Consider the following 25,998-nt stretch of genomic DNA (forward strand, 5'->3'; position numbering starts at 1 on the left):
ATTGCATTCGAGTGCATCGAAACCCGTAGCGCTCGATCGAGTCACCATCCAATCTACAAGGGACAGCAGGGACTCATAGCACTTTACTCCTGACCTACAGTTGGCTCCGTCCGATTCAAGGACTGAAAATTTACTACGATTTGTTTTTGCCGGGGGTGCCGACAGCCCGTTGTCTAGCGACCATTTTTCATCAAGGACAAGTGCAGAATGCCATCTTTAGTCCTGAAAATCGGGAATCGGCGTTAATCCAAGGGTCGCCTTGGCAGCTAGCGGCAAGTGTACCGATCGCGATCGCCGGGGCTTTTCTATGGGGAGCCATGCACGCTCTGACACCGGGACATGGCAAAACTATTGTTGGCGCTTATTTAGTCGGGTCACGTGCTACGGTCCAGCACGCTTTGTTTTTAGGGCTAACGACTACCATCGCCCATACAACTGGTATCTTCGCCCTGGGACTAGTTGCCCTGTTTGCTTCTCAGTTTATTTTGCCAGAACAGCTCTATCCTTGGCTGAGTGCAATTTCTGGGCTGATTGTGGTTGGCTTGGGCCTCAACTTGTTCTTCAGTCGCATGCGCGGCAACCAGTGGTTCAGTCGTTGGTCGTCGCGCAGAAGCCAGAAATCTGCTCACCATCATTTGCATGGTCACGCCGATGAGCATCACCCTCATTCTCACGCTCATGAGCATCACCTTCATTCTCATCAACACGAGCACGAGGCTGACTTAGCTCCTCATAGCCACAGTCAGGGAGGCCATACTCACTCGCATTTACCCCCTGGAGCAGATGGTACTCCGGTTACTTGGCGGAACTTGCTAGCTTTAGGCATCTCTGGCGGTTTGTTACCTTGCCCTTCTGCCTTGGTGTTGCTGCTGAGTGCGATCGCCTTAGGTCGTGTTGGCTTTGGCATCGTGTTAGTTTTGGCCTTTAGTTTGGGATTGGCAGGAGTGCTGACTGGCTTGGGATTACTGCTAGTTTGCACCAAGCGCCTGTTTGGGGGACTGCCCGTCCAGACACAATTAACCAAAGTCCTGCCTGTCCTAGGAGCTTTAGGAATTGCCTTATTAGGAGCAGTGATCACAGTGCGAGCTGTGATGCAAATTGGGTTAGTGACAACTTGAAAAACACACTTTAAAGACACGTTTAGCAAAATACGAGGTCAAATATCATGCTGAAATCTTTACGCTTGACTGCCTTAGTCTCTGCAGCCTTAACTGCTTTCTTGCCAGAGGTGGCTTTCAGCCAATTGCCTGTGGGTGAGGCATCTTACCCTGCTGTCGTCAATCCCAACACAGATGTACCCCTTTGTTATTTCCAAGCGGAAAATGGGCAAACATTTGACCTAGGCAAACTATGTAATCAAAACGCTCCAAGAGTGGAGCTGGCTTCGACCAGTTTCGGAGCCCAAAATTGCTATTTCGTTGATGCTACAGGTCGTCCCTGCGCCCCACCCACAAGCCAATCGCAGAGTCAGCCGCTAATTAACCAAGTAGTCCCATCCAGCCTACTTCGCCCCTAAGAAGTTTCTGCAAGGTTAACCATTGACCTTGCTTACGAGCAGCGTCAGCAGAACTTCAGCAAGCCTTCCTAACTGCAACCGCAGAAAAGGGGAGTGTAAAATTTCCCGTGTCTAACCAGAAGATTACTACTATGTTTGGACGAATATGTTGAAGCAGAAAAAGCCAATGATGAGCGGCGAGAACAAGTAACGACTCCACATCCTAAAAGCTTGGTTGCAGAGAAGGATTACATTGATGGCTATCTTGATTCTTTTGATGCTTACCGAGAGCATCAAATCCTGCATTGTCTTGGCGATCGCGATCGTTGATTACGTACTGAGCAATCTAAGGACTATCAAAAAAGGGATATAAATTGACGAGGCTGAAACGGCCTTAAATCAGGGTGAGAGTTTTAACTAAATGTCCTATCAAAAAAGGACCCTTTTTTGATAGCCTTGCTGCATGAAGCAAACCATTTGCGCCTATACCTTCGGGTTTCAACTGTCGATAAGGGACAAGACACTGATAACCAACTTTTGCAACTAAAAGAATTTTGCGATCGCCAAGGTTGGTAGATTGCCGGCATCTACCTGGACCGTGAATCTGGCAGAAAGGGTAAGCGTGAGCGTGGCGACTTCAGCCGCATGTTTGAGGATGCAGCGAAGCGAAAGTTTGATGTATTGCTGTTTTGGTCACTCGATCGCTTCAGTCGCGAGGGCATCAGGAAGACGGTCGCTTACCTTCAGCAGCTCAGCAACCTAGGCTGTAGATTCAAGAGCTACACTGAGCCGCTGCTTGGTACTGAGAATGAATTGGTGGCCCAGATCGTTGTGGGAGTATTAGCCTATCTCGCACAACAAGAAGCAGTCCGCCTTGTAAGAGCACCCCTAGTTGCGGAATTCACCAAAGGTGAAGAGTAGTAGAAGAATAGGGTTTCCAGGAGATAGAGCATCAGATGGGGTTGCAAACTATTAGAAGGAAACTTCTAGCTGCGATTGGACTAATTAGCATCATCACTGGCTTTATCACATCATGCACAGCATTAACTAAGCAATCCTCTGAACAGCAAAATAGCCAAACAGCGTCTCAACTTCCTATCTCTTCACCTTCCTCTGATTCCAAGGCAGATGTTTTGATTCAAGAAGGTGACAAATTTTTTGAGAACGATAAATTGATTGAAGCACGTCTTGCTTATCAAAAGGCTGCTGAAATTAACCCTACAAATGCAGAAGCTTTTGCGAAACTAGGAAAGACGCTTTTCTTTATAAACAAGTTTGATGAGGCAATTACAGCCTATCAAAAAGCCATCAAACTAAATTCAAAAGACATAGAGGCTCATAATATGCTTTCGTCTCTGCTCAGAATAAAGGGTAAGAGATCCGAAGCGATCGCCGTGACCAAAAAAGTAGTTCAAACTGATCCCGATGCAGTGGAGTCTCATCGATTGCTAGGATTGCTTCTGGCTTATGAAGATAATTTAACTGAAGCAAGTAAAGCTTGTAATAGAGCTATCCAAATTAAACCTGATTATTCACAGGGACATAATTGTCTAGGAATTATCCTCACTTCTCAAGGCAACTTAGATAAAGCGATCTCTGCTCACCAAAAGAGTATCAAGCTTTTTATTAATGAGCTTGATGAGCCCAACCAGCTAGATTCAGAAGCACGAAGACTACCCCTTGCTATAGTGTATTATCATCTGTCTCTTGCCTTCGCTGCACAAGATAAACGAGATGAAGCAGTTGATACTTACAACATGGCCCTCAAAATTTCTGAACCTTTTTTCGTGCAGTCAGAAAATGCATCGCACCATCCTCTTGGGATTGACTATTTCTATCGTCAAGTTCCTCTGAGCTCAAAACATTTCGCTGTGCTTCATAAGAAATTGGGTATTGCTCTAAAAGATACAAGTCAATTAAAAGAAGCAATTCCTGTTCTTCAACTTGCAAAAAAATTGTTTTCTGAGCAGAATGGGAAAGAGGAAATAGCTGATATCGATGACCTATTAAAAGCGAAAGATGGAGAGCGAAAGTAGAAGCTTAGCTAACTTAACCCTTGCTTCCACGATTGAGATACTATTGATATTCCAGCTATTGAGAACGCTTAAAATCCTTGCTATTGATAGGTTGTAGGCTGTAAATTCCTGCCTTGGGGTAGTAGGAATCATCCTTGAATTCACCAATAAATGAGCGAAGTAAGGAGAGTAGGTAAGGTGGCGATTGTGCTCTAATCCCAGCCACTAGACTACAGCTCAAGAGAGTTTCATAGCTGCTGTTACCTCAGTTATTAGCCTAATTACTAGTTGCAGATGACGAACTGAGGAAAAGGTGCCTTTGGCGGGAAAAATATAGAAAGTTTTAGTCTAACTATATGAAACACGGTCGTCAGACCCAACCTTTCATCCTGATAATAGCTGGACCACTAAATCGGTTATAGAGTCTACTTATAAGCTGTCTGCCAGACATTTTACACTAGAAAAAAGATCATGAATCCAACCTTTTTGACAATCGCAAGGCAAGGTAGAAATGGCTGGAAACGTTATTTACTTGGCATAGTGATAACTTATGGCATAACTATAACTATCATGGTACCTCTCGTACTCGCCAGTGCTTATATCTTAGGCATTCCTATTGATAATCCTAACGCTTCAGATTTAATGCTGAACGGAAATCCTATCCGTAGTATGGTTTCTGGAGGATTGGTTTCTATTGCACTTGTTTTAGGCCTTTTTCTAGCAGTAACCCGAGTTCATAAACGTAAGTTTATGACTTTGGTCAGCCCAGACGCTACTATTAATTGGTTGCGTGTGTTTAAAGGCTTTATTGTATGGCTGGGGTTACGTGGTGTTAGTTTTTCCGTATGGTACTTAATTTCTCCTTCGCTCTTTTCTCTAACATTTAATCTTTCAGAATGGCTACCATTTGCTTTTGTAGCTTTGATCTTCGTCCCAATTATATCCTTAGCCGCAAATATCTTTATACTTGGGTATTTGCTTCAGGGATCGGGCCTTTTAATTCGACACCCTCTTCTTCTGCCAATAGTTTGGGGTTTTGTACTTGGTAGTCTTAGTAATATTGGAGACAGTCCAGAATACTGGATTCGCGGTGTTTTTTACGCGGTATTTCTTGCCTGGCTTGTAATCAAAGATAATAGGCTTGAACTAGCCCTCGGTTTGCAGACTGCTGAACAGCTTTACTCCCTCATTTTTATAAGCTCCCCTAACCCTGCAATAGAAGGACCAACTGTTTTCAATATTTTTGATTCTGCTGATCTCTTTTTACCTGCTTTGGCAACTATGGCTCTCAGAGCGGGTTTGTTCTACTTCATCTTCTTTGGTAGAAGGAAAAACTTGTCTACATCTATTCCAGATTAATCAACATCGATAAACAGCAAGCCACATCGCTGTCTATTAACCGGGTCGGAGCGAAGTGCCGAAAACCCTTGGTACGGCTGCTAAGGTTACTGACAGCCGTTTCACTGGGCTGTGATCGTAAGTTCCTAATAAGTTTAAAGGCCCGCTAAAACTGTGGTTAGTTTGAAACCCACCTTCGCTATCCAATCAGTGCGATCGCCTTCCCGCTCAGAATTGAGATCCTATTGATATTCCAGCTGTTGAGAATCCTTAGAACTCTTGCTCTCAAATAGCTTCAGGCTATAAATTCCTGCCTTGGGGTTGTAGGGGTCAAAAGCCACGTAGCTCTCTCAGCGAAATTTAGTGACTGACCTAAAAAAGCACCTTCCCTAACCTAGAGAGGTGCTTTTTTAGATCAAATCTAGATCAGCTATTTAGGTCAATCGCTGGAACCAGGGCGAACGACGGGACTCGAACCCGCGAGTAGTGGAACCACAATCCACTTCACTTTGTACTAGCAGGGTAGCGGCAAAGGCTAACTCTGTGATCGCCCTTACTCTCATGATTGAGATACTGTTGATATCTCAGCTATTGAGAATAGTCAAAACTCCTGCTGTCGGGTAGTTTCAAGCAATAAATTCCTGCTTTGGAGTTGTAGGGGGGCCATGCTGCGATCGCTCTCTCAATCCAGACACTACAGTTTAAGAGAACCCATAGCTGATGCTGCCTTGGATATGAGCTAACAACAACTTTGGGAATGATAGGCTGCTGGAAGGAGGGTTTTTGCAGGGAAAATATACAGAAAGTTTCGGCATAATCACCTGAAATAAGGTAGTTATGCCGAGACTTTCCGTCTAATAATAGTTAGGCTGAAATTTGTTCTAAGGACAGCTAGGGTTCATAGAAAAGCCTTGAGGGATCACAAAATGCAAAGCCAGAATATAGATTTAATCCGAACCCTCTTCCAAAGCCGCTTAGCGACTCTTAAGCACCTCTTGGAGTCAGCTCAGACTCATTTTTGTGATGACGAGTCGTTCCTTCAAAAGCGCATTGCGGCTGATATGTTGCCGTTCGGTACACAGATTGCTTTCACCTGCAATCAACCACGCAACTTTGCTCTCTGGTGTGATGGCAAACCTGCGAATAATCTAGATCCAGACGTCACATCTCTCGCACAGGCATACGAGCACATAGCAAACACTAAGGAACTTCTTTTAGGCGCTCACGTTGAAGACGCAAAGCTAGCTGAGGTAACACGCATTGACTTGGGCCAGAGCCTCTACATCGAGTTGTCTGGTAATGCCTATGTAAATGAATTTCTAATTCCAAACTTTTACTTCCATATGGTTACGGCTTACGACATTCTTCGCATGGCTGGGGTGCCAATTGGAAAACGAGATTACATGCTGCACTTGGTGCCATCAATCAGAAAGGAATGAAGCCTAACAATCCGCTTGTACACCGACCGTATAAAGGCTGTCTGTTGGAAATGAGAGGTATTTGTGGCGGGTGAAGCGAGTCGTGAGACCGCCGCCAGTCAAGCGAGGCGATCGCCTCGCTTGAGCAATTGAGATACTATTGATATCTCAGCAATTGAGAATAGTTGAAAGGCTGACTACTAAAAGATTTCGGGCTAAAAATTCCTGCCTTGGGGTAGTAGGAGGCCACACTGCGATCGCTCACCTTCAGGAGTTTGGCTTTAGTCAGTTCTAATTAGGCTGACCAAAAATCATTGAGTTTCCAGAGCTCAGCCCCTCTCACTGACAAATAAATCAGGGAAATCGGGCTCATCCCGTTTCACGGGGCGCAGCGATCGCAGTTCCACCCCTCCCAGGGGATGAGGGGAGTTGGCCCCTTGCTGGAGCCGCTTGATAAAACTGCTCCCATCTGGACGCAATTCCTGTTGACCTTGACTCAAACTAGCCAATTTACCATTGCATTTTACGAGCCTTGTCTACAATTGTTTGGGCTACTTCTAGGGGTATGCTATGTCGCCTATTGTAAATCTGTGGAAGTGCGTCACAATTGCGGTTGGGGTCAATGCCTCTGATGTTAGGTGGTAGTGCCACGTTACACAGGTAAGGCGGTTTTTCCCCTTCTAGTTGTGCTGCTGTCAGGTTTTTCACCTTGCGCAGGTCTATTACTAATAAGAACGCGGCGCTGAGGTTGGTGTTCCTAAGGTTGGCACCGTCGAAGTTGGCAGGGACGAGTTTGGCATGGCGGAGGTAGGCGAACTCGGGGTAGATGGTGGTGAGGTCAGCGCCGCTGAGGTTGGCGCTGTCGAGGTTGGCCTCGCGGAGGTCGGCGGCGTTAAGTGTGGTACCGCTGAGTTTGGCGTAGCGGAGGTCGGCACCGTCGAGTTTGGCGTAGCGGAGGTCGGCGTGGCTGAGGTCGGCGTGGCTGAGGTCAGCGCTGATGAGGTCGGCGTGGCCGAGGTCGGCGTAGCGGAGGTCGGCACCGTCGAGTTTGGCGTGGCTGAGGTCAGCGCTGATGAGGTTGGCGTAGCTGAGGTTGGCGTGGCGGAGTCTGGCGCGGCGGAGTCTAGCGAAGGTGAGGTCAGCGTGTTTGAGTTGAACTCTATCTAGCGGACGACAGTTCCCAAGTAGTCGCTCTTTCCAATAACTGGAAGGCGAGAAGTGTTCTCTTGGCTTTTGCCACCGGCATCCTGCGACTAAACTCTCAACCGCTCGGTTTTCCTCAGCCTTGTTGCTGCTATCGAGGCGGCGATAATCTGCCTTGATGCTTTGCTCGTGGATATTGTACTCAACCAGTCCCACGACGAACATGGCTGGAATAATGAGCCAATGGGCAGGTTTAATTCGATTCATGGCAGTCCTTTAGCCGGTAGGGGCCAACAAGAGGGGGTATCGCACCCCGTTAACTCTTTTGTCCGAGATACCGCTTCCTAATGTTTGGATTGCAGGAGGTTGTTCTTTAGAAACAATAGATTTAACCGCGAATCCTGATTTTGCAAGAGCTATAACCCAACTGACCTCGATTCAACTACAGGCTGGCGCGATTATTTATATTGAGGCTGCTGTTACGGTTCAAGTGCCTACCATCGAAACTGAATTCAAGACGTAACTCGTGAAGAGGTAGGTGCTGAGTCCCAGAGGATTAAGGCGCTAGTGAGTAAAGTCTCACGATTGAGGTCCTGTTGATATCTTAGCTATTGAGAATCCTTGAAACGACTACTGTCAGAAAGCTTTAGGCGACAAATTCCTGCCTTGGGGTAGTAGGGATCATTTTTGAACTTTGGAAGGGGCTCTGCTTGTATTGCTACAAGCCTCATTCTTGCTAGAGGCATCTTCCTAGACTTCCCCATAAATGAGCGAAATAGGGGAAGTGTTTCGGGATATGCAATTACTCAACGATGGAATGCGGGTTTCAGGCTTCAAAAACACTCAGGATTGCGCTTGTAGTATGGGTGTTTTTACGTTTTTTGTTGACTAAGCTGCCAAGTCGCCTCAGCGGCTCGTCTCCAAAACCAGACGTGAAAGTTTCCCTTCATCTAGCTCCTCAACAATGCACTGCCTTGTCAAGGCATACCTCGCCAAATCGTTATGCGTTTTGTTGTCGTGACAGTGTCGGTGCAGAAGTTGCAGATTGGAATAGAGGTTATTCCCTCCCTGCGATCGCTCTCTCAGTCCAGACACTACAGCTTAAGAGAACTCATAGCTGATGCTGCCTTGGATATGAGCCAATGACAACTTTGGGAATGATAGGCCGATGGAAAGGGGAGTTATGCCAAAACTTTTCGTTTAATAATAGTTATGCTGCTCTGGTGGCGCAAATAGAAGCGGAATGACTGGAGGGACGGACACATACCAGACAATGAGAGCGACCCTTATGAACTGGCGGACGAACTCGATTGGCCGTTAGGTCTTCTTCATGACGAGCGTAAGATGCGCACCTTCGTCTGTGCCTGCTGTCGCCTAATGTGGGGTAGGTTGCCAGAGGTCGCACAGGAGGCCCTAGTCGTGGCCGAAGGTTGCATCGGGGGCTTAACTTCGGCGGAGAGGTTCGTCAGCGAGCGTGCGAGACTTTGGAAGTATTTGGGGGAGGAGTCATGCAATTTCAGGTCGGCGGAAGTGAATGCCGTTCGGGCGGTAATTTGCTGCTTATATGAGGGCGAGCAGGAAGCGTTGGACACCATCCGCCTCGTTCTGGATTTTTGTGGCGCAGTCGAGGATCACCGCCAGGCACAATTCCAGTTGCTAAGGAGCATATACGGCTATCCAGGTTAGCGGAAGCCGAATGGTTTAAGCCAACAGCAGCATAACAACGGCATGCACCTGACCCGCGACGTGCTGCCCCTCATCCACCTTCAGAGTTGTGTGCGGGTGATACTGGGCGTTAGACATCTCCATAATTCGCGGTGTAATTCTCTGTTGTCAGAGGACATAGAATAAGCCTGATGGTTTGTTGCTAACTCCAACCACAAGTACAGGATGCTTAAATTTCCCGACCTGTCTGAAAATGCACCTTGGAAACAGCGATTCCGCGCTAGCACAACGATTGCGATTGAGATTGCTGCTGCCAACCCTGGTAGGGGTTTAGTCTGTAGCGATCAGTCAGGTCTGTATCAACTCTACACATGGGATCTAGTTGAGGATCGTATCCAACAACTGACAAACCATTCAACCGGTATTAGTCGGGGGAGAATCGCTGCTAATGGTAATTTTATCTACTATCTTGATGACCAAAAAGGAAATGAACTGGGTCACTATGTCCGTGTGCCCTTTGAGGGCGGTAAAGCCGTAGATATCACTCCAGCCTTCCCACCTTATGCCGGCAACGGTATTACTGAAAGCCCGAACGGTGACCTGCTAGGGCTGGTGATTACCGACCGCCAAGGTTTTCATTGCTACCTTTTAGACAAAACGCCCTCGGGTGAGTTGAATTCCCCTAATCTGTTGTGGGAATCCACAGCTCGCGCTTTCGTACCCAAGTTTTCTCAGGACAGTCGGTTAGCCGCGATCGCGACGAATCAGAGATCTGGCCAAAATGCCTTCAATGTTCTTGTGCTGGATACAGCAAACGGAAAAGTCATTGGAGAGCTATGGCAAAGTGAAAGTAGCGTTCAACCGATTCGATTTTCTCCGCATATCAATGACCAGCGGCTTTTAGTATCAACCGATGTCTCAGGATTTGAGCGTCCTCTGCTTTGGCATCCTGTCACTGGAGAACAGCAAACGCTTGCCATTGAAGCCTTAGAAGGTAATATTGCCGCTTGGGACTGGTCAATACAAGATGAGATTCTGCTCTGTCAAACCTTCCAAGCCCAGGAATACCTCTATTTACTGAATTTACACACAGGTGAGCTGAAATCGATTTGCCCTAAGTCAGGTACTTTTAGTGGGGGTCAATGTTTGCCCAATGGCAACGTTATTGTAAGCTTTACCAATAGTTCCTACCGAACTCGCACCCTCGAAATCGAGCCCAAAGTTCCACCTGACATTACTCAAGCGCGTTTACCGATCGAGTCTATACCTGTCAGTGAACCCTGGCGGTCTGTAACATTTCCCTCCACCGATGGCACTCTCATTCAGGCTTGGTTAGCGCTACCCTCCAGTGAACCCCCTTACCCCACAATTTTGCATGTCCATGGGGGGCCAACTTCGGTTGTTACGGATTGTTTCTCTGCCAACACTCAAGCCTGGCTGGATCATGGCTACGCTTGGCTATCTGTCAACTATCGAGGCTCAGTAACATTTGGCAAAGCATTTGAGCGCGCCATTTGGGAGAATTTAGGCAACCTCGAAGTTGAGGATATGGTGGCAGCACGAAATTGGCTATTGCAAGCGGGGCTTGCTGAGCCTCATCGTATCTTAGTCATAGGTGGTTCTTATGGTGGATATCTCACCTTACAAGCCCTAGGTAAGTACCCAGACTTGTGGGCAGGGGGAATGGCTGAAGTTGCGATCGCAGACTGGTTTCTAATGTATGAAGATCAGGCAGAAACCTTACGAGCGTGTCAGCGTTCGTTATTTGGAGGAACGCCCGACGAAAAGCTTGAGGCTCATCAGACAGCGTCTCCCATCACCTACGCTGAACATGTCAAAGCTCCTATCTTGGTCATTCAAGGGAGAAATGATACTCGTTGTCCAGCGCGGCAAATGGAAGCCTACGAAGCAAAGTTAAAGTCTTTAGGTAAATCAATTCAAATTCATTGGTTTGATGCCGGGCACGGGTCGAAAGCAACGGAACAGCAAATTGAACACCAAGCATTACAGTTACAGTTTGCTTATTCTTTGTTGGCTGGGGCAGATTGAATCTAACAGTGCATTGGTGCGAATGAAACGAAGCTTATCGATGAGAGTTCAAACCTGTCTACCATCGCATAATTTCACCGTTAGACCGCCTATTCAACCAGAGTAATCGCTTAAGCGCAGCGATTGGGATACTACTGATATTTCAGTAATTGAGAATACTTAAAAGGCCCCCTAGGAAGAGATTTTGGGCTAAAAATTCCTGCCTTGGGGTAGTAGGGGTCAGAAGCCAAAAAGTTGTGGGATCTCTGCCTGTATTTAGGCAAAGTTTAGGCAAGAACAGTAAAGCGTTCTCTACAACCTATAGTTAGAGAGCACTCTATTATTTCCATGAAAGGACTGCAAATCCTTTACCTCAAACCAATCTGCAAATATTCGGTCGTTTCTTTTACAGCCGCTGCATCCGAACAAAAATGCAGCTTGTAGTGCTCAACAATTGTAAATAAACTTGTCTCTGAATCAACGTCTCAATTTTTTCTGTAATTGATGAATTTATTTACAGTCATACCCGGAGATGAGGGAGTTCAGTGCTGAAGTGTCAGCTAAATGCTGCTCTTAGAATAACGCTATGATTTGCCCATAGCTTGGAGCTGGTTGTCTTGTGCCTAAGTCAGGTTCTTTGTTTCCGATTGATGAAAACTATACTGCCTTTTTACGATCGCTGAAGGAGCGAATACGTCAGGCACAAATTAAAGCAGCACTGGCTGTTAACAATGAGCTCATCCTACTTTATTGGCAGATTGGTCGCGAGATATTGAACCGACAGCAGCAGGAAGGGTGGGGGACAAAGGTCATTGAACGTTTAGCACAAGATTTGAAACGGGAGTTTCCGGAAATAGGTGGATTTTCGTCCCGCAATCTGAAATACATGCGAGCGTTTGCTGAAGCATATCCGGATGAGCAAATTGTGCTACGCTACGCTGCACAAATTCCCTGGCGGCACAATCAGGCGCTACTAGATAAGTTGAAGAGTCTTGAGCAGCGACTCTGGTACGCTCAGAAGTCGTTTGAGAATGGTTGGAGCCGCGACATTCTGGTAACGCAAATTGAAACTAACTTGTACATACGCCAGAGGGGAGCAATTACTAACTTTGAGCGCACTCTACCAGATCTCGACTCTGATCTAGCTCAGCAGTTAGTCAAAGATCCCTATAACTTCGATTTTCTGACTATTAGTGAAAATGTTAAAGAACGGGATTTGGAACGAGCTTTAGTAGAGCGCATCCGAGACTTTTTATTAGAGTTAGGTATTGGCTTTGCTTTTGTGGGTAGCCAATACCGTTTGGAAGTAGAGGGTGATGAATACTTCCTTGATCTGCTTTTCTATCACCTAAAACTGCATTGCTACATTGTGATTGAGTTAAAGGTGACAGAGTTCAAGCCAGAATACTCTGGCAAAATGAATTTTTATATTTCAGCCGTAAATAACATTTTGCGTACCGAGGTGGATAGTCCAACAATTGGAATTATTCTATGTCGCTCCAAGAAAAAAACGACGGTTGAATTCGCTTTAGATACTGTACAAAACCCAATTGGTGTCTCCACTTATAAGCTGCGTGATGAACTGCCACCTGCTTTGCAAAATTGCTTGCCTACAGTTGAGCAGCTAGAGATGGAACTAGAAGCGGCAGTTTCTGCCCTAGAGGAAGAGCAGAATTAAATTTTCAAAATTATTTGTGACGGGTCGGCGTAAACTCGCTGTACACTAACCCTGTGTTGCAACAATTGGAATCGTGGCAAAGGTTATCTCATTTTTTAACCAAGCTGGGGGTACAGGTAAAACGACCTTGGCAATGAACTTGGGATATTCACTTTCCCAACAAGGTCACCGTATTTTACTTGTGGATATGGACCCACAGTCCTCCTTAACTGTTTTCATGGGAGTGCAGCCTCATGAACTTGAGGACACGATTGCTCAAAGCATCTTAGATAGAAAACCGCTGCCTATTCTAAGCGGAGTTCATCAAATGGATCTAGTTCCGAGTAATTTGACGCTTAGTGCTGCTGATGTAAAGTTGGCAACGGCGATCGCTAAAGAGACGCGCCTAAAAAAAGCGCTCTCTCCAGTTGAGTCTGCCTATGATTTTGTCTTGATTGACTGTCCTCCAACATTAGGTGTTCTCAGCATCCTCTCCCTAGTTGCATCAACCCACATCCTAATTCCGATGCAGACTCAATATAAGAGCTTCGTTGGTTTAGATCTGCTGCTAGGTACGATTAGTGAGCTTCAGCAAGAAGGGGTTGCCGCAGACTTGAAAATTGCTGGAGTGATTCCTAACCTGCACGATCGTACAGCTCAAAGTAAAGAGATTTTAGAGGCGGTAACGAAGCAATTTGGTGGCGTTGCACCTGTTTTCCCCCCGATTCCACGCGCAATTGCGTTTGCAGACGCCTCAATGCAGCACTCACCGCTGGAGTTATATGATCCTAAACACCCTGCTCTTGCTGTCTTGAAAACCATTACCCAGAGTTTGGAGTCCTTATAGTGCCACCCCGTCGCAAGACCGCACCTCAGCCACAGCTTCGTAATGTTGCAGCTATTCTCAACCGAGAGACTCCTGCTCAGGCTGCTCAAACTACTCAGCCAATTTCACTCGAAAAGATTCATTTGCCTGCAAAGCAACCCCGTCGTTTCTTTGATGCGGACAAACTGGCTCAATTGGTTGAATCTGTGAAGGGGTTTGGCATTCTAGAACCTCTTTTGGTTCGTTCTTTAGACAATGGTGAGTACGAATTGGTTGCTGGCGAGCGGCGACTACGCGCAGCTCGTGAACTAGGGCTGACTGACGTGCCAGCTGTGATACATGACTTAGATGAGCGGCAAGCTCTTCAAGTTGCTTTAATAGAGAACCTTCAGCGGGAAGACCTAAACCCGATTGAGGAGACAGAAGCAGTATTAGACTTACTGGCGATCGCTCTTGAAGTAGATAGGGATGAAGTAGTATCTATCTTGCATCAGTCATATAACGCTAAACAGCGTGGTCAAGAGTTGAATCAGAACGTTCTGATTCAATTTGAGAAGATTGAATCATTACTCTCAAAAATAGGGCGATTTAATGCTGGAACCTTTCGTTCTAGTCGTCTTCCGCTTTTGAATCTTCCTGATGATGTTTTGTCTGCTTTACGGAGTGGGGAGATTGAATACACTAAAGGCCAAGCGATCGCACGGGTTAAAGATGAAAAGCATCGGGCTAAACTGCTCAAGCAGACGATTTCAGAAAACTTGCCGTTGAGTGAAATCAAAGCAAGGATCAAGGAGCTGAAGTCCCAGCCAGAACTGACGCCAGAAAAAGTGATGATTCAGCAGTGGAGTGAGATTGGTAAACGATTACAGAAGGGTAAAACTTGGAGCGATCGCAAGAAACGGGAGCGAATTACAAAACTATTGAATGAGTTAGACAAACTAACCACAAGCGATGACTGAATAACAAGTTATCGCTTGCAGTAGGCTAGTTTTAGTTGCACATCGCGTAAAAATATTGGGAACAATGCCAGACCCGATACGGCAAAACCTATTGGGAAAGAGGTTCTGATTATCATCAAGTTGCAAAGAATCAGAACCGGTGTTATCCAGTATGCAGAGACTTCTTATGCAGTGGAGAAGCAATCAACACTCATCATCAAGTGCCGTTGACTAAGGCCCAAAGGTAGCGGTGCTAGCTCCGGTCGCTTCAAAAGTTTTTGGCACAATTAAGGATATTTTTTCAAAACTAAAATGCTTCAGACTCCTTGCTGAAGCAAAGCTCCCAACATTACCAGCCTGCTACACGTTGATACTCTGCTTCGTAACATTGCAAGGTGAGATCGTCAGTGCAGACAAAGCGAACAGTGCCGATCGCTGTACTGCTGAGCAGAAACTGACTTACAGTTTCGAGCGCAATTCGAGCTGCCTGCTCAATGGGAAACCCCATGTCACCTGTGCCAATCGCTGGAAATGCAATTGAGTGAATACCGTGTACTGCTGCCAGTGTTAAACAACTGCGATAACACTGGGCAAGCAAGTCTGCCTCTCCATACTTGCCATTCCGCCAAGGGGGACAGACAGTATGGATGACCCATTGAGCAGGTAGCCCAAATCCCGGCGTTATCTTAGCTTCTCCTTCCGCACAACCGTTTAACTGGCGGCAGGCAGCTAGCAACTCAGGACCTGCGGCTTGATGAATCGCACTGGAAATGACCCCACGATTCGATAAGGAAGGGTCAGCTGAATTGACAATGGCATGTGTATCTTGCTGACTAATATCGCCGAACCGAGGTCCTCGTTCAAAAGCATAAAGCAGATTCGTATGTCCGCTGCTTCGACTGCCACTCCGTTGATACGCTTGACTCGAAGACATTTTGCGATAACTCGAAAACCTACCACTCTGTAACTCCCGATCTAGATCCTCTAGAGCTGCTGCCTCCGGACGAGACATGGACACCTCAAACTCAAGGATTTCCTCTTTGGCTTCCTGCAGTACTTGGCTCGCACTTATGTATTGACCCGTATCGGCCAGCCGTACCGCCTCCTTTTTCGCTCGTGCTGCCATCATCAAAGCTACTTGCTGCTGTACTTCTTGGTTAAGTGGCAACTCCTCTAGTTGCTGGCTAGTCACAGCAGGCAACTGCAGAGATGCTTGTAATTCTTGTGATTGCTGTTCAGTATCAGTCCAACTCAACCGAAAAATGCACAATTCGGTTGCCTGACTCACCGCAGGCACTTTCAGCCGAACTACGACTTCAATGGGGTTACTAAACAACAAGTTTGGTAACTTAAATCTTCCCTGAGAATCAACGCTGAGGTCATTCAATACATCGGCAATCACAACCGTTCCCTGAGGGTCCATCCCCAAAGTGACGTGGCTGCCAATGGTAGATGCCAGTCCCTGAAGTTCCTTTTCAAAGATGACCGGAAGTTGCTTGGCAGAGGCAACATAGTAGTAGTTTCCATCTCCGCTGCGGGCCATGGCTTCTAGTAAATCTTCGTTGTAGTCATCGCCTAAACCTAAGGTAGACGTGCTGATCCCCCGTTGTGCTAATCCATGCACATCAGTAGCAATGACATCTGGATTGGTCTGACCCACGTTAGCTAACCCGTCTGACAACAAAATGATTCGGTTCAATTCCGCAGTTAAAGCCTGCCCTACTTGAATTCCACCTTGAACCCACCCAGCATGAAGAGCGGTAGAGCCTCCGGGTTGCACCTGCTTGACTAGGCGAGTCAGGCTGGCTTTATTATTGGCAAGTGTACTGGGGATAAGAGTTTGAACTTGATCGTCAAAAATTGTGACGCTGAGACGATCGGTGGGTCGTAGTTGCTCGATCGCGTAGCAAACTGCCTCCCGAGCATAATCGATCTTTTTGTGTTCCCCCATTGATCCAGAACGGTCAATGACAAAACCAATATTCAGGGTAGGGCGTTGAGCCGCAGTCGTGGTTTCTTCTGGCGGTGTAATCCGCACTAACACATCAAGTGTGGTGGGGTGGTTGGTGCAAACAGCAGCCCGGAGGGGGATAAGGTCGAGACGAGGTAGAATCATGATTTGGAAGACCTTCTTCTAGGAGTAGCAATGGCAATTAGGGTCTGGAGCATACGTTCGAGCAGATTCTTTTGCTCTTGAGACGTTGAAGGTAAAACAAAATCACTCCGTACGTGAAGCTCCAAGCCTGGTAGAACTTCTAGCCGAGTCCAGTGAGATGCTGCAGCCGTAGGAGGTGGAATTGATACTGAAGGAGAGGGGACTGAAGGCAAAGGGCTTTTTGAAACTGACTGAGGCCCATCCGGTGGTCTTTGTTGAATTTGTTGCAGAAATGCGAGCGCTGCGTTGGCTGGAGAAACAGTCAGTTGAACTCCGCCTTGTAGTAGCGCCTCCAGTTCAGAGTTATTTTTTGAGCGAGCTAAGGTATTAATAACGCTAGCTCCATAACCTTCCGTAAGCAGCCGTCTGACTACTAACACTTGCAGCAAGTGTCGATAGACATAACGAGCTTCTCGTCCTTCTCGGATGGGATCATCCAGCATTTCCTGACCGGTATAGTGCCTGACCAACCGAGGAGAGACTTCTTCTCGCACCCTGGTATGTGCCTTTTCTTCGGGCAGAAATTGAGGCAGCAGCTCATTCGCGATCTGCACCAATTCATCCAACGACCAATGAGGATTTCGCTGGGCGATCTGCTGCAGTGTTTCCATGGGTCTATGCTAACCACGCCAATATCGATTGTCAATGACAACTAAAGTTGTAATTCATCTGCCCTCTTTCGGCTCAAGGGTACCGCTTGTGCCGAGACGCGATCGCAAGCCGTTAATTTTTCATTGCATTGAAAATAGCAGCGATCGCTGGGTGGATCAGGTAAACTACTCTTCAAGTTACGTAAAAACGAGAGGAATCAGTGAATGTAGGAATGCGAAACGTGTCGTCACAGAAAAGGAGGTAAAGATGTCTCATGACTACTAAAAACCAAAAACCCCAACTGCGCTAACAGAAGGGGTTCGAAGGTTTTTTATTATCAGTTCGGAATAGAGGGGACTCTAACTTGTGTGCTTGACCGGCCCGCAGTTAAGTCACCCACATCGCCATGCGTCTATATTACGGTCATTTGGCAAAAAGTGACAAGACCTTTTGAACCGTCTTTAACAAGGCAAATGGCTCTCTATTCCTCTCGACACCAGGGATGGAGCGCATCGAAGAAAAACGAGGAATTTTCTAGTTGTCTAAGCCAGTCTTAGAGAAAACTTAGCAACTCTCCGTCTGCGCGATCGCTCTCCCTGTCCAGCCGTTATTTCGGGACAGAGAGACCATGCATAGCTACTATGACGATCCCCTGCCTCAGCAGTGTGACCAGTCGTACTTACTCACTTTGCGCTCTCTGTCCCGTTGCCCCCACCGGACTAGAGAGTTGCATCATGCCACGCAAACAAACCTCTGCCTGTGATACTCAGGCGATCGCCCCAAAGCCCGCTCGTCAGGGTTTATCAGAACCCCCGCCCCGCGACCCCTTAGGCCAGCGCCTGTGCCAGCTCTTTCCTTACCCCTGGCAAGCGATCGTCGCCCCTACCCCTACCGACGCTGACCAAAAACCTGCTTGGCAGACCCTCACGCAGTACCCCCTCAAGCCCCGTAGTCTCTGGACCTACTGGCAGGATGCCGCTCAACTCGTCGGCGTCCGCTTCGGTCCCACCACTACCCACGGCCTCATCGACCTCGATGCCCTGAGCTTGCATCATCCCACCCGCGATCGCCAAGCCCTCACCACCCTCAGGGCTGCCCTCGCCAGCATCGGCATTCACCAAACCCTCCTACTGCGCTCCAGCTGGAACGGTGGCCTTCACCTTTACATCCCCTTGCCTGAAGCCGTCCCCACCTTCGGCTTCGCCGTCGCCCTGAAGCACTGCTTAGAAGCGCACCACTTGCCCCTGCAAGCAGGCCAACTGGAAGTCTTCCCCAACGTTAAGCGCTACAGCAAACCTGGAGAATACAGCGAGTACAACGCCCATCGCTTGCCCCTGCAACCCAGCAGCGGCTCCGTCCTCCTCAGCGACACTCTGCAACCCCTGCCCAATGATCTCTCCTCCTTCTTCCAGCAGTGGGATCAAGCGGCCGCAGCTCAAGACCTAGAGCAGCTACATCAAGCGATCGCCCAGGCAAAGAAGCAGCATCAGTACCGCTCCTGCAATCGTCGTAGCAACGCCACGCTTTGGCAGCAAGAACTAGAAACCGAAATCGAGCAAGGGTGGACGGGACCCGGGCAAACCAACCACCTGCTCAAAACCATCGGCTGCTACGGTGTCGTCTTTCAATCCCTCTCTGGTGCCGCGCTCGCCCACTACATTGAACACACCGCGATCAAAAGCCCTGGCTACCCAGAGTGGTGCCAACACCAGCACGAAATCAGCCGTCGCGCTCAAGAATGGGCCACAGCCGTAGAGAATTACTACTGGCCGCTTGGCTCCTCTCCCAAACGCGATCGCACCCTTTCCTTAGCCACGGTTGCCAACAACATCGTCAACTTCAACCAGAAGCGAGCCGAAGAAGCCCAGGCACGGATCAAACAAGCAGTCCTGGAACTGACTCAACAAGGTCAACTACCCAATCGCCCCACCGCACGAGCCCAAGCGATCGCCTCCCTAGCTCAGTGCAGTCATACCACTTTGCAGAAGCACAAAGAACTGTGGCACCCCGAATGGTGTGTAATGGAGCCACTAGAGGCAGTTACAGCCCCCTCACGGCCTCCAGCGACGGAACCAACCAAAGCGCTAGAAGAGGCTCCTAGAGAGGAATTACACACCTTTGCATATATGAAGGGTGGGGGGCATGATGCTGTCTTGGAAAAACAAATAAACTCTCATGGGGAGGGTCCAGGGAGGGGGAAACCGAGTTTTCCACAGCCTTCGAGCCTACCCCTTGAGCCTTTGACTTCACCTTCAGCGATCGCCGATGACGATTTAAGCGACGTGATTGTGGGGATTCAAATCCAAGTGAGGCGATTGGGGTGGAGTGTTGAGCAAGTCCATCAATTTATTGCGGATCACTTCCACAATAAGCGGAGGAGCCAGCTGACGGATGATGAGCTCCTGTGTTTGCTCTATCGGCTAGAAACGCACACCTTGAGCGAGGCAAAAAATTGAGGCGATCGCTAAACGATTAGGCTCCAGGGTAGTAACACCCTAGAGCTAATAAGAGGAGTTCCCTTAGGAAGCGATTGCCCCTACTAGGAGAGGAGCAATCGTTTGTTTATCTAGAAGGGGCAACCATCCTCAGGTGTCCAGGTCTCGCTAATCTTCCAGCAAGCATCGAAGTGATTGCGGATGATGCGAGTGATGAAGGCGAAGCGATCATTATTGGTTACTAAGTCCACGAGCCGTTCATTACCTTGGCAATCTTCAAGCTGGATGATGAGGCGCATGGGCTGTTTGGTAAGGGGGCGATCTTTGTCCATCGCTGAGAGGTAGGTGTAGCCATCAACTAGGCAGAGGCTGTCAATTTTGGCAGGAGCAATGGAACGAACTTGCTCTTCTAAATAGGCTTCTAGTTCTAGTTGAGCCGTGGCATGGATGCGGTCAGAATCCCGCTCCTCAGCAAAAACAGGCACGATTGACTCGACGCGATCAGGCATGTATACCATAGTGGTAAGACCTTTAATTAAGGGTTGTTTTAGAGAAGGCGTTGCTTACTTCTTCGCGGGAGGCGCAACGCTTTCTTTATTATTAGTATGGTTTAGGTGTGCATACCTTGTCAATACTAAACTTATACAGTATGCTTACTACATCGACCAAGTAAGCATGGAGTGCAAAAATCATGGCAGTAGCTGTGGAAAAGCCAGTGCCAACAAAAAATCCGCGTGTAGTCGTCTATTTGAGTGAAACACTAAAAACAAAGCTGGAAAGGCTTGCTGCGAAGCGTAACCGCTCCGTTAGCAACCTTTTGGAAACATTAGCTAAAGAGGAGGTTGAAAGGGCTGAAAGTACTGGTGAAATTGAGGCTTAATTCCTCTTGGAACAAGCAAAGGCCAAATACTTGAAGCGGTAAATGGTTTTGCCTGAGAGGCGGATATCTAAATTGTTTAAGCATTGAAGCGTCGCGCCCTCCGACCAAGAAGAAACGCGATCGCTTCTGTACTACCCCCTAATAAGGAATAGCCATGTCTATTATTACCCGTGAAGTTAATTCGACGGTAATTGCTCAGCGCGTCGAAGATAGATATGTTAATCCGACCAAGATGACCAAAGCTGAAGGTAAGCGGATTGGTCACTACCTCGCCAATGAATCAACTAAAGCCTCTTTAGAAGCTCTTTCTAGCGATATCGCATATCCGATATCGACCCTGATTCAAGCAAAAAAAGGTGGTGTAAACGTTGAGCAAAGGATTTGGGGAAGTCCGCAAGTTGCGATTCATTACGCTCAATGGCGCACCCTGCACCAACTGCTAGAACCTGTCGAGTATTGCCAACGCTGGGTGTTCCATCCCCTGCACCTCCAGCCAGAACTGAACTTTGCCATACCTGGGGGCATTCCTCGCCGCCTCTTCTATTTCCGGCAGCAAGTACGGATTGCTGGCGAGTGGAACGAACACGGCACCGTGATTGGCATGGAGTATCAGAACAGGTGGTGGTACTCCATCGAACTAGACCCAGACACGCCTCACAAATTCATTGAACCCGTGCGGCACATCTTCGTAGGGGAGGTGCAACCACGATGAGCACTGCTACCTCTAATCTGACTTACCTCAAGCTCTGCAAAGAGTACGTCCAAATTACCCAGCGCAACTACTGCGCGGCTAAAATCCTTGCCATCATCGAGGGTTGGCAGCAATGGAAAGCCAAGCACAAGCTTGACGACTGGATACGCCTCACCCTAGAGCAAATCCGAGAGCACCTGTTTGAGGAGTACAGCATCGAGACCATTCGCCAAGCCTTAGCGAAGCTGACGAACAAACTGCAACTGCTCAAGCGACGCAACAATCCAAAAGCCAAGTACGATCGCGCCTACCAGTACCAACTCAACCGAGAGGCCATTGAAGCAGCTCTCACCCAAAAACAGGCTAAAACCCTTACCCCGTCTCATTTCACAAATCTAGGAGATGATGCCTCGGATTCTGGGAGTTCATCTCCTAGCTCAAAGGTTATCAGCTCCAAAACGAGTGGTGATCATATAGAAATAGATTCCACTCTAGACACCTTAAGAGACACCACAACAACGGAGCCACCCACCCACCCTGTTGTTGTGGGGGTAGAGAAATCTGAAGAGTTCAAGCCAGTAAGCACTCCCCTTCCTGTTAAGTCTCATCCCGTTCTAGAAGCATCTGGGTCAGAAGTGGAACAGGTTGCAGAGGACTATTCTTCCGCCGCCGCTCAAACCGCCATTTTTGAAAAAATTGAACAAGCAGGATTTCCGCTCACCTCGCCTTTGAAGGCTGAGGTTTTAGCGGCCCCGATTGAAGTCGTGAGTGATGCTCTGGCTGCTGCGATCGAGTATCGAGACAGGCATGAGGTGAGGAATCCAATCGGCTTGCTTAGGGATGCGATCTCTCAGTGCTGGAAACCGGGAGCCAGTGAACACCCGAAAGCAGCTAAGGCAGCAGAACCAGGCTTCAAAGAGTGGTTTGACTTAGCCCATAAGCTCAGGCTAGTGACTGCTAGCCAGATGATGGGGGGTGAGCAGTACGTGCTGACCAATGAGGATGAATGGGAGCCTTGGGACTTCTTGGCTGCTGCGTTTCCGGTCGCCCGACTTCAGCAGATGCTGCGGTAAGAGAGCAGAAAGAGCGGGACAAGAATTTTCTTCTCTATGAAAAGAGACTGTTCCTTTGGCTCAAGGTAAGCCCAATTCTCGACGGAAATAGTCGTGGTACCGGGCATGTTCCCACCCATCGGCTAATTTAATTTGATCAGGAGTAAGATTTTCAAACCAACTAGAATCTGTCCCACGGAAAATCTTGTCCGGATATCCTCCCTTACGTTCAATTGCTTTTGCAATCTCTTCCCTTCTGATGTCAGCAACCCGTAAGTCAGCATTAGCAATGCTGGCATTTGTGAAATTAGCACCGTTGACGAGGGCAGACTTCAGAGAAGCTGTTGCAATTTTTGCATCTGCAAAGTTTACACTGATGAGCCTTGCTCCTTCAAAATTTGCTGCAAGAAGTAAAGCTTCTCTAAAGTCTGTCTCATTAAGGATTGCATCCTCAAAGTTAGTACATATTAGGACAGCACCTTTAAAGTTAGCGTTTTGAAGCCTTGCGCCTTTGAGATTTGTAAACGACAAGTCTATTTTTAGTTGCTCTGGGTCCTTGTCCCAATCGCGCCGCCCGACGACACTTATGGCTGCTTGAATATCTACGGTAATTTTGCTCTGCTCCTTCTCCGATTCGAAAGGAGATCTTCTTTGGATAAATGAAGTAAGTACTTCCATAATTGTCCAGTGATCTTTGCTGGAATCCTTAGCAATTCGCTCCAAGGCATAAATTCCTCCTAGCCGAATTTCCAAGTTGTCATTTCCAAGCTGCTCTATTGCTTTAGTGAATCGTTCTGTGACTAATCTCTCTTCGGTTAGAGCTGCGTTCTTTAACCCAATTTCAACGTTCTTTAGTCCAACCTCGATGTTTTTCTCAGCAGCGATCGCGGTTTTGTCCATTGCCTCAGCCCGCTTAGCTGCATAGTAAGCATTGATTAAAACTGCGAATCCCCCAAAGACGGTTGCAGTCACCTTGAGGGCCTCAATAACGGTATTAACCTGCTTGTCGAGCTGATCCTCAGGAAATGGTACGTTGAGAACTCCCAGACCAACTGCCAGTAATACAAGCAGGAAAATAATTGCTGCTGTTGCCAAGAGGCTTCCTACTTGCTCCGTACCCATAAATTTCCTAACCCAGCTAGTTCTTCTGTTCAGGGTGCCCTAGCTCAAGCCATTAAGTACTTTTAGAACCCCTTCACTCCTCACCAAACCCGATCGCCCTACCCTACCGAGCACTCAGCCCAAAATCGGAAATTTTCCGAATCTCAAAGTTTGGCTTGCACCTTTATGCCTAGTGTTAAGTAGCATCTGCAAGAGAGTTGAATTATATGGATTTTAGTTGTTGCCGCAGCATGTAACCAATCCAGTCTCGCAAATTAGTCACAAGAACAGATGTTTTTTGAGATACGCCAGAATCTGATGAAGGATCTAATTGGGGTATAGTTATCCCAGTATATGAGTGGTCCCTTAGAACAGCACCTGCATGAAGATATTTTGATCTCTTTTCGTAGTGAGATTTAAAGACTTTAAGAAGAGGATGATCCTCTTCTAATGCTAGGTATTTTTTTACATAATCAACAACTCGCGCCGAAATTTTATATTGCTCTTGATTGCAGGTGGCGCACCTTTCTGGAGAATTAGAGTCAATTGTTGAAGCCACTTCAATTGCTGACATGTACAACACAGTAGCAATCTCTTCCGCTCGTCTAGAAAGTATGGATGCTAAGTTAAATCGAGGATGTTCTTGAAGGAATAACGTGGTTGTTCCATCCTCATGATTCTGTTCTCCGGAAGAGACTAGCCGATCATAAATTAATGCATCTTGTTCCCTAGCTACATGGAAATGATGACACGAACGGATAAAATTCTTTTCTTCGCTACTTAGCTCATTTTTGGACAAGATACGATCAAGGAATTGAACAGCCTGAGATGAAATGAGCAGATATCCATTACATTTTGGAATATCATCTAGCCATTTTTCATCAGAAACATAAGTATTTACCTTTGGGCAAGTTGATTTTTCCGATTCCATGCCAGATGTGATGTCTTGCCTGTCTCCTTGACCTGAAAGCCAGAAAAGACTATTCGTTTCTACACTGAGAACATCTAGAAGACATGAGGAAATGCGCAGGAATTCTACTTCCGCGTCTATGTTGTCAAAGGCTCTTATTTTGATACTAAGTAAAGAGATGGGATTTTGATCTGGTGAAATTTCAAACCACTGGCCAGAATAAGGAGCAAGTGAGCTATAAATTGAGGAGACTGGCACTTGTAACATATGTGTATCAGGGTTATTGCGACGCTGATACGCCTTATTGACAGCATCTTTTAATTGTTGGCCTAACTCACTCGCTTCGTCTATGGGTTGACTGCACCACTCTCCAAAATGAATTCCATTAACTATAGTTTTCTGACTGTATGTAAGAGAAATATCTATCGCTTGCTCCTGATTTATATCAACCCAGCCAAGAAATATGGTTTTTAAATTTCCCTCCTTAATTGGTTGATAACTCCAAGCACATTTGCAAAACCTATTCCGCAATTCAGCCCAGAGAGCACGTAAAAAGTTATTTGATTCAAGAAGATTCAAAATTTTGTCAATCTTAATTTTCATGGGATACATAGAAGTGAATCGAGAAAATTATTCAATAAATTTTTTATATTTTCATCTGTATCCCTGAAGGTGCCTAGCACAGTCAATCTTTCAGTCTAACCTCCAGCATGAGCTAGATATGCAGAATCGTTCTATCCATCATTCAAGGACAGTAGCTAGATGGAATGTTTCTGTATATTAGTTTTTTTGCAAGCCATCTTTAAAGAAAGGAGGAGCATCACGGCTTGAGCTGTCAAACAATCGCCCCTCCAGTCCCTCTCCGACTCCTCACCAAAACCGATCGCCCTACCCAGCACTTAGCTCAAAATCGGAAATTTTCCGACTATCAAAGCTTGGCCTAGGTTTTGCATCACTAGAGCGATCGCCCCTCACTTTTCCCCAATTGGGGAACGCAACCAAGTCAGTGAACTGCTGCTCATCACTGCCAGTTGTCCAGAATTCGGACATCAGCTTGCAGTGGCTCTGGAGTTGAAGAGCGATCGCTCCTGCTGGTTCTGAGATGAAATGCTTACCTCAATGAGGACGAGTGGGAGCCTTGGGGGTTATGGGCTGTTACTTTCGCGATCGCTCAATTGAGGCAGATGCTGGCTTAATCATTGGGCAGCTTTGCGCGATGGACCCATCCCAATCTATAGAGAGCAGCTCAGTCGTCGATGGGCTCCAAGCCCGCGACGCTATCCTTCATCGCTTGGATGACCTCCGGGGAATGTCCCTGCCAGTTCAGGTATTCGCTCACCACCCGCAGCGGCTCACGCGAGCGATACGACTTCGTAGGTGTACATTCTCGAACTACATGTCGCAACTTATCAGCCGTTTTCGCTTAAAAACAATCAGCCGAAAAATATATACGGTAAGGGTTTCAAAAGCTTTTCTCTGATATGGCGACATTTGAATCAATTCGCATATTATGCGACGCAAAATCAGATTCGCGAATTAAACGTCGCTTTTTAGTAAATGTTTTCTTCGCAAACTGTGTGTCGTTTTCTTTGGAGCGAAGGCACTTTACTCTTCCCTCTAGACAGCGGCTAGAAAAGGTTAGGCATCTCTGCTCTCAATG

The 25,998-nt window shown here is 47.2% G+C and carries 24 protein-coding genes and 1 tRNA gene; 16 read left to right on the top strand and 9 right to left on the bottom strand.

Translation table 11 applies throughout. The features are described 5' to 3' along the window. Positions 1–155: 155 nt before the first annotated feature. The 6 genes from NDA01_RS25835 to NDA01_RS25860 all read left to right on the top strand — a co-directional run bounded on the left by NDA01_RS25835 (position 156) and on the right by NDA01_RS25860 (position 4,869). Complete coding sequence (locus tag NDA01_RS25835; RefSeq protein WP_348230231.1) at positions 156–1,118, top strand: nickel/cobalt transporter; 963 nt, start codon at positions 156–158, stop codon at positions 1,116–1,118. A 47-nt stretch (positions 1,119–1,165) separates the two neighbouring features. Then, on the top strand, positions 1,166–1,516 hold the full coding sequence (locus tag NDA01_RS25840) for a hypothetical protein (RefSeq protein ID WP_348230232.1): 351 nt from the start codon (positions 1,166–1,168) through the stop codon (positions 1,514–1,516). Between the two features lie 135 nt (positions 1,517–1,651). Beyond that, positions 1,652–1,825: a hypothetical protein gene (locus NDA01_RS25845; RefSeq protein WP_190549290.1), complete on the top strand. Its 174-nt coding sequence runs from the start codon at positions 1,652–1,654 to the stop codon at positions 1,823–1,825. 261 nt (positions 1,826–2,086) lie between these two features. Beyond that, positions 2,087–2,416 carry a recombinase family protein gene (locus NDA01_RS25850; RefSeq protein WP_348230255.1) on the top strand — a complete coding sequence of 110 codons (330 nt, stop codon included), beginning with the start codon at positions 2,087–2,089 and terminating at the stop codon, positions 2,414–2,416. A 35-nt stretch (positions 2,417–2,451) separates the two neighbouring features. Continuing rightward, positions 2,452–3,531: a tetratricopeptide repeat protein gene (locus NDA01_RS25855; RefSeq protein WP_348230233.1), complete on the top strand. Its 1,080-nt coding sequence runs from the start codon at positions 2,452–2,454 to the stop codon at positions 3,529–3,531. A gap of 450 nt (positions 3,532–3,981) precedes the next feature. Next, entirely contained in the window at positions 3,982–4,869 is an 888-nt protein-coding gene (locus NDA01_RS25860; RefSeq protein WP_348230234.1) for a hypothetical protein, read from the top strand. Positions 4,870–5,302: 433 nt separating this feature from the next. Here the strand turns inward: NDA01_RS25860 and NDA01_RS25865 are convergent. Continuing rightward, positions 5,303–5,401 (bottom strand) — tRNA-His (locus tag NDA01_RS25865). A 373-nt stretch (positions 5,402–5,774) separates the two neighbouring features. On the opposite strand from NDA01_RS25865, the gene NDA01_RS25870 reads away from it, so the two are divergent. Further along, positions 5,775–6,287: a DUF1993 domain-containing protein gene (locus tag NDA01_RS25870; RefSeq protein WP_190552970.1), complete on the top strand. Its 513-nt coding sequence runs from the start codon at positions 5,775–5,777 to the stop codon at positions 6,285–6,287. A 308-nt stretch (positions 6,288–6,595) separates the two neighbouring features. Here NDA01_RS25870 and NDA01_RS25875 read toward each other — a convergent pair whose 3' ends face one another. From NDA01_RS25875 to NDA01_RS32030, 3 genes are all read right to left on the bottom strand, one after another. Beyond that, positions 6,596–6,775 (bottom strand): hypothetical protein, encoded by a 180-nt coding sequence (locus NDA01_RS25875; protein WP_348230235.1) that lies wholly within the window; start codon positions 6,773–6,775, stop codon positions 6,596–6,598. 1 nt (position 6,776) lies between these two features. Continuing rightward, positions 6,777–7,676 carry a pentapeptide repeat-containing protein gene (locus NDA01_RS25880; RefSeq protein WP_348230236.1) on the bottom strand — a complete coding sequence of 300 codons (900 nt, stop codon included), beginning with the start codon at positions 7,674–7,676 and terminating at the stop codon, positions 6,777–6,779. A 639-nt stretch (positions 7,677–8,315) separates the two neighbouring features. Beyond that, positions 8,316–8,453 (bottom strand): hypothetical protein, encoded by a 138-nt coding sequence (locus tag NDA01_RS32030; protein WP_431193531.1) that lies wholly within the window; start codon positions 8,451–8,453, stop codon positions 8,316–8,318. Here NDA01_RS32030 and NDA01_RS25885 point away from each other — a divergent pair. The 5 genes from NDA01_RS25885 to NDA01_RS25905 all read left to right on the top strand — a co-directional run bounded on the left by NDA01_RS25885 (position 8,412) and on the right by NDA01_RS25905 (position 14,544). After that, positions 8,412–8,555, top strand: a complete 144-nt coding sequence (locus NDA01_RS25885; RefSeq protein ID WP_348230237.1) for a hypothetical protein — start codon at positions 8,412–8,414, stop codon at positions 8,553–8,555. The two genes, NDA01_RS32030 and NDA01_RS25885, sit on opposite strands and share 42 nt — an antisense overlap. Positions 8,556–9,299: 744 nt before the next feature. Next, on the top strand, positions 9,300–11,123 hold the full coding sequence (locus NDA01_RS25890; RefSeq protein WP_348230238.1) for a prolyl oligopeptidase family serine peptidase: 1,824 nt from the start codon (positions 9,300–9,302) through the stop codon (positions 11,121–11,123). Between the two features lie 598 nt (positions 11,124–11,721). Then, complete coding sequence (locus NDA01_RS25895) at positions 11,722–12,780, top strand: PDDEXK nuclease domain-containing protein (RefSeq protein ID WP_348230239.1); 1,059 nt, start codon at positions 11,722–11,724, stop codon at positions 12,778–12,780. A gap of 73 nt (positions 12,781–12,853) precedes the next feature. Next, positions 12,854–13,606 carry an AAA family ATPase gene (locus NDA01_RS25900; protein ID WP_190558811.1) on the top strand — a complete coding sequence of 251 codons (753 nt, stop codon included), beginning with the start codon at positions 12,854–12,856 and terminating at the stop codon, positions 13,604–13,606. Then, a complete protein-coding gene (locus tag NDA01_RS25905; RefSeq protein ID WP_348230240.1) occupies positions 13,606–14,544 on the top strand; it encodes a ParB/RepB/Spo0J family partition protein in 939 nt (312 codons plus the stop codon). The genes NDA01_RS25900 and NDA01_RS25905 overlap by 1 nt, the downstream gene beginning before the upstream one ends. Before the next feature lie 328 nt (positions 14,545–14,872). Here the strand turns inward: NDA01_RS25905 and NDA01_RS25910 are convergent, their stop codons facing one another. After that, positions 14,873–16,639 carry a macro domain-containing protein gene (locus tag NDA01_RS25910; protein WP_348230241.1) on the bottom strand — a complete coding sequence of 589 codons (1,767 nt, stop codon included), beginning with the start codon at positions 16,637–16,639 and terminating at the stop codon, positions 14,873–14,875. Then, positions 16,636–17,289, bottom strand: coding sequence for a MerR family transcriptional regulator (locus tag NDA01_RS25915; protein WP_348230242.1), 654 nt, complete (start codon positions 17,287–17,289; stop codon positions 16,636–16,638). The genes NDA01_RS25910 and NDA01_RS25915 overlap by 4 nt, the downstream gene beginning before the upstream one ends. A gap of 714 nt (positions 17,290–18,003) precedes the next feature. On the opposite strand from NDA01_RS25915, the gene NDA01_RS25920 reads away from it, so the two are divergent. Continuing rightward, a complete protein-coding gene (locus tag NDA01_RS25920) occupies positions 18,004–19,725 on the top strand; it encodes a hypothetical protein (RefSeq protein WP_348230243.1) in 1,722 nt (573 codons plus the stop codon). Between the two features lie 110 nt (positions 19,726–19,835). On the opposite strand, the gene NDA01_RS25925 is transcribed toward NDA01_RS25920, so the two are convergent. Further along, positions 19,836–20,222, bottom strand: a complete 387-nt coding sequence (locus NDA01_RS25925; protein WP_348230244.1) for a hypothetical protein — start codon at positions 20,220–20,222, stop codon at positions 19,836–19,838. A 173-nt stretch (positions 20,223–20,395) separates the two neighbouring features. On the opposite strand from NDA01_RS25925, the gene NDA01_RS25930 reads away from it, so the two are divergent. The 3 genes from NDA01_RS25930 to NDA01_RS25940 all read left to right on the top strand — a co-directional run bounded on the left by NDA01_RS25930 (position 20,396) and on the right by NDA01_RS25940 (position 22,348). Next, the gene (locus NDA01_RS25930) at positions 20,396–20,584 is read left to right on the top strand and encodes a ribbon-helix-helix domain-containing protein (RefSeq protein ID WP_348230245.1); all 189 of its coding nucleotides are present in this window, start codon (positions 20,396–20,398) and stop codon (positions 20,582–20,584) included. Between the two features lie 154 nt (positions 20,585–20,738). Then, positions 20,739–21,296, top strand: a complete 558-nt coding sequence (locus NDA01_RS25935; RefSeq protein ID WP_348230246.1) for a KilA-N domain-containing protein — start codon at positions 20,739–20,741, stop codon at positions 21,294–21,296. Further along, positions 21,293–22,348, top strand: a complete 1,056-nt coding sequence (locus tag NDA01_RS25940; protein WP_348230247.1) for a hypothetical protein — start codon at positions 21,293–21,295, stop codon at positions 22,346–22,348. The genes NDA01_RS25935 and NDA01_RS25940 overlap by 4 nt, the downstream gene beginning before the upstream one ends. 60 nt (positions 22,349–22,408) lie before the next feature. Here NDA01_RS25940 and NDA01_RS25945 read toward each other — a convergent pair whose 3' ends face one another. Together NDA01_RS25945 and NDA01_RS25950 are read right to left on the bottom strand one after the other, a co-directional pair. Next, positions 22,409–23,449 carry a pentapeptide repeat-containing protein gene (locus NDA01_RS25945; protein ID WP_348230248.1) on the bottom strand — a complete coding sequence of 347 codons (1,041 nt, stop codon included), beginning with the start codon at positions 23,447–23,449 and terminating at the stop codon, positions 22,409–22,411. 202 nt (positions 23,450–23,651) lie between these two features. After that, a complete protein-coding gene (locus NDA01_RS25950) occupies positions 23,652–24,941 on the bottom strand; it encodes a hypothetical protein (protein WP_348230249.1) in 1,290 nt (429 codons plus the stop codon). Between the last annotated feature and the right edge of the window lie 1,057 nt (positions 24,942–25,998).

The sequence above is a fragment of the Trichocoleus desertorum AS-A10 genome (assembly GCF_039962155.1).
GTDB lineage: Bacteria > Cyanobacteriota > Cyanobacteriia > FACHB-46 > FACHB-46 > Trichocoleus.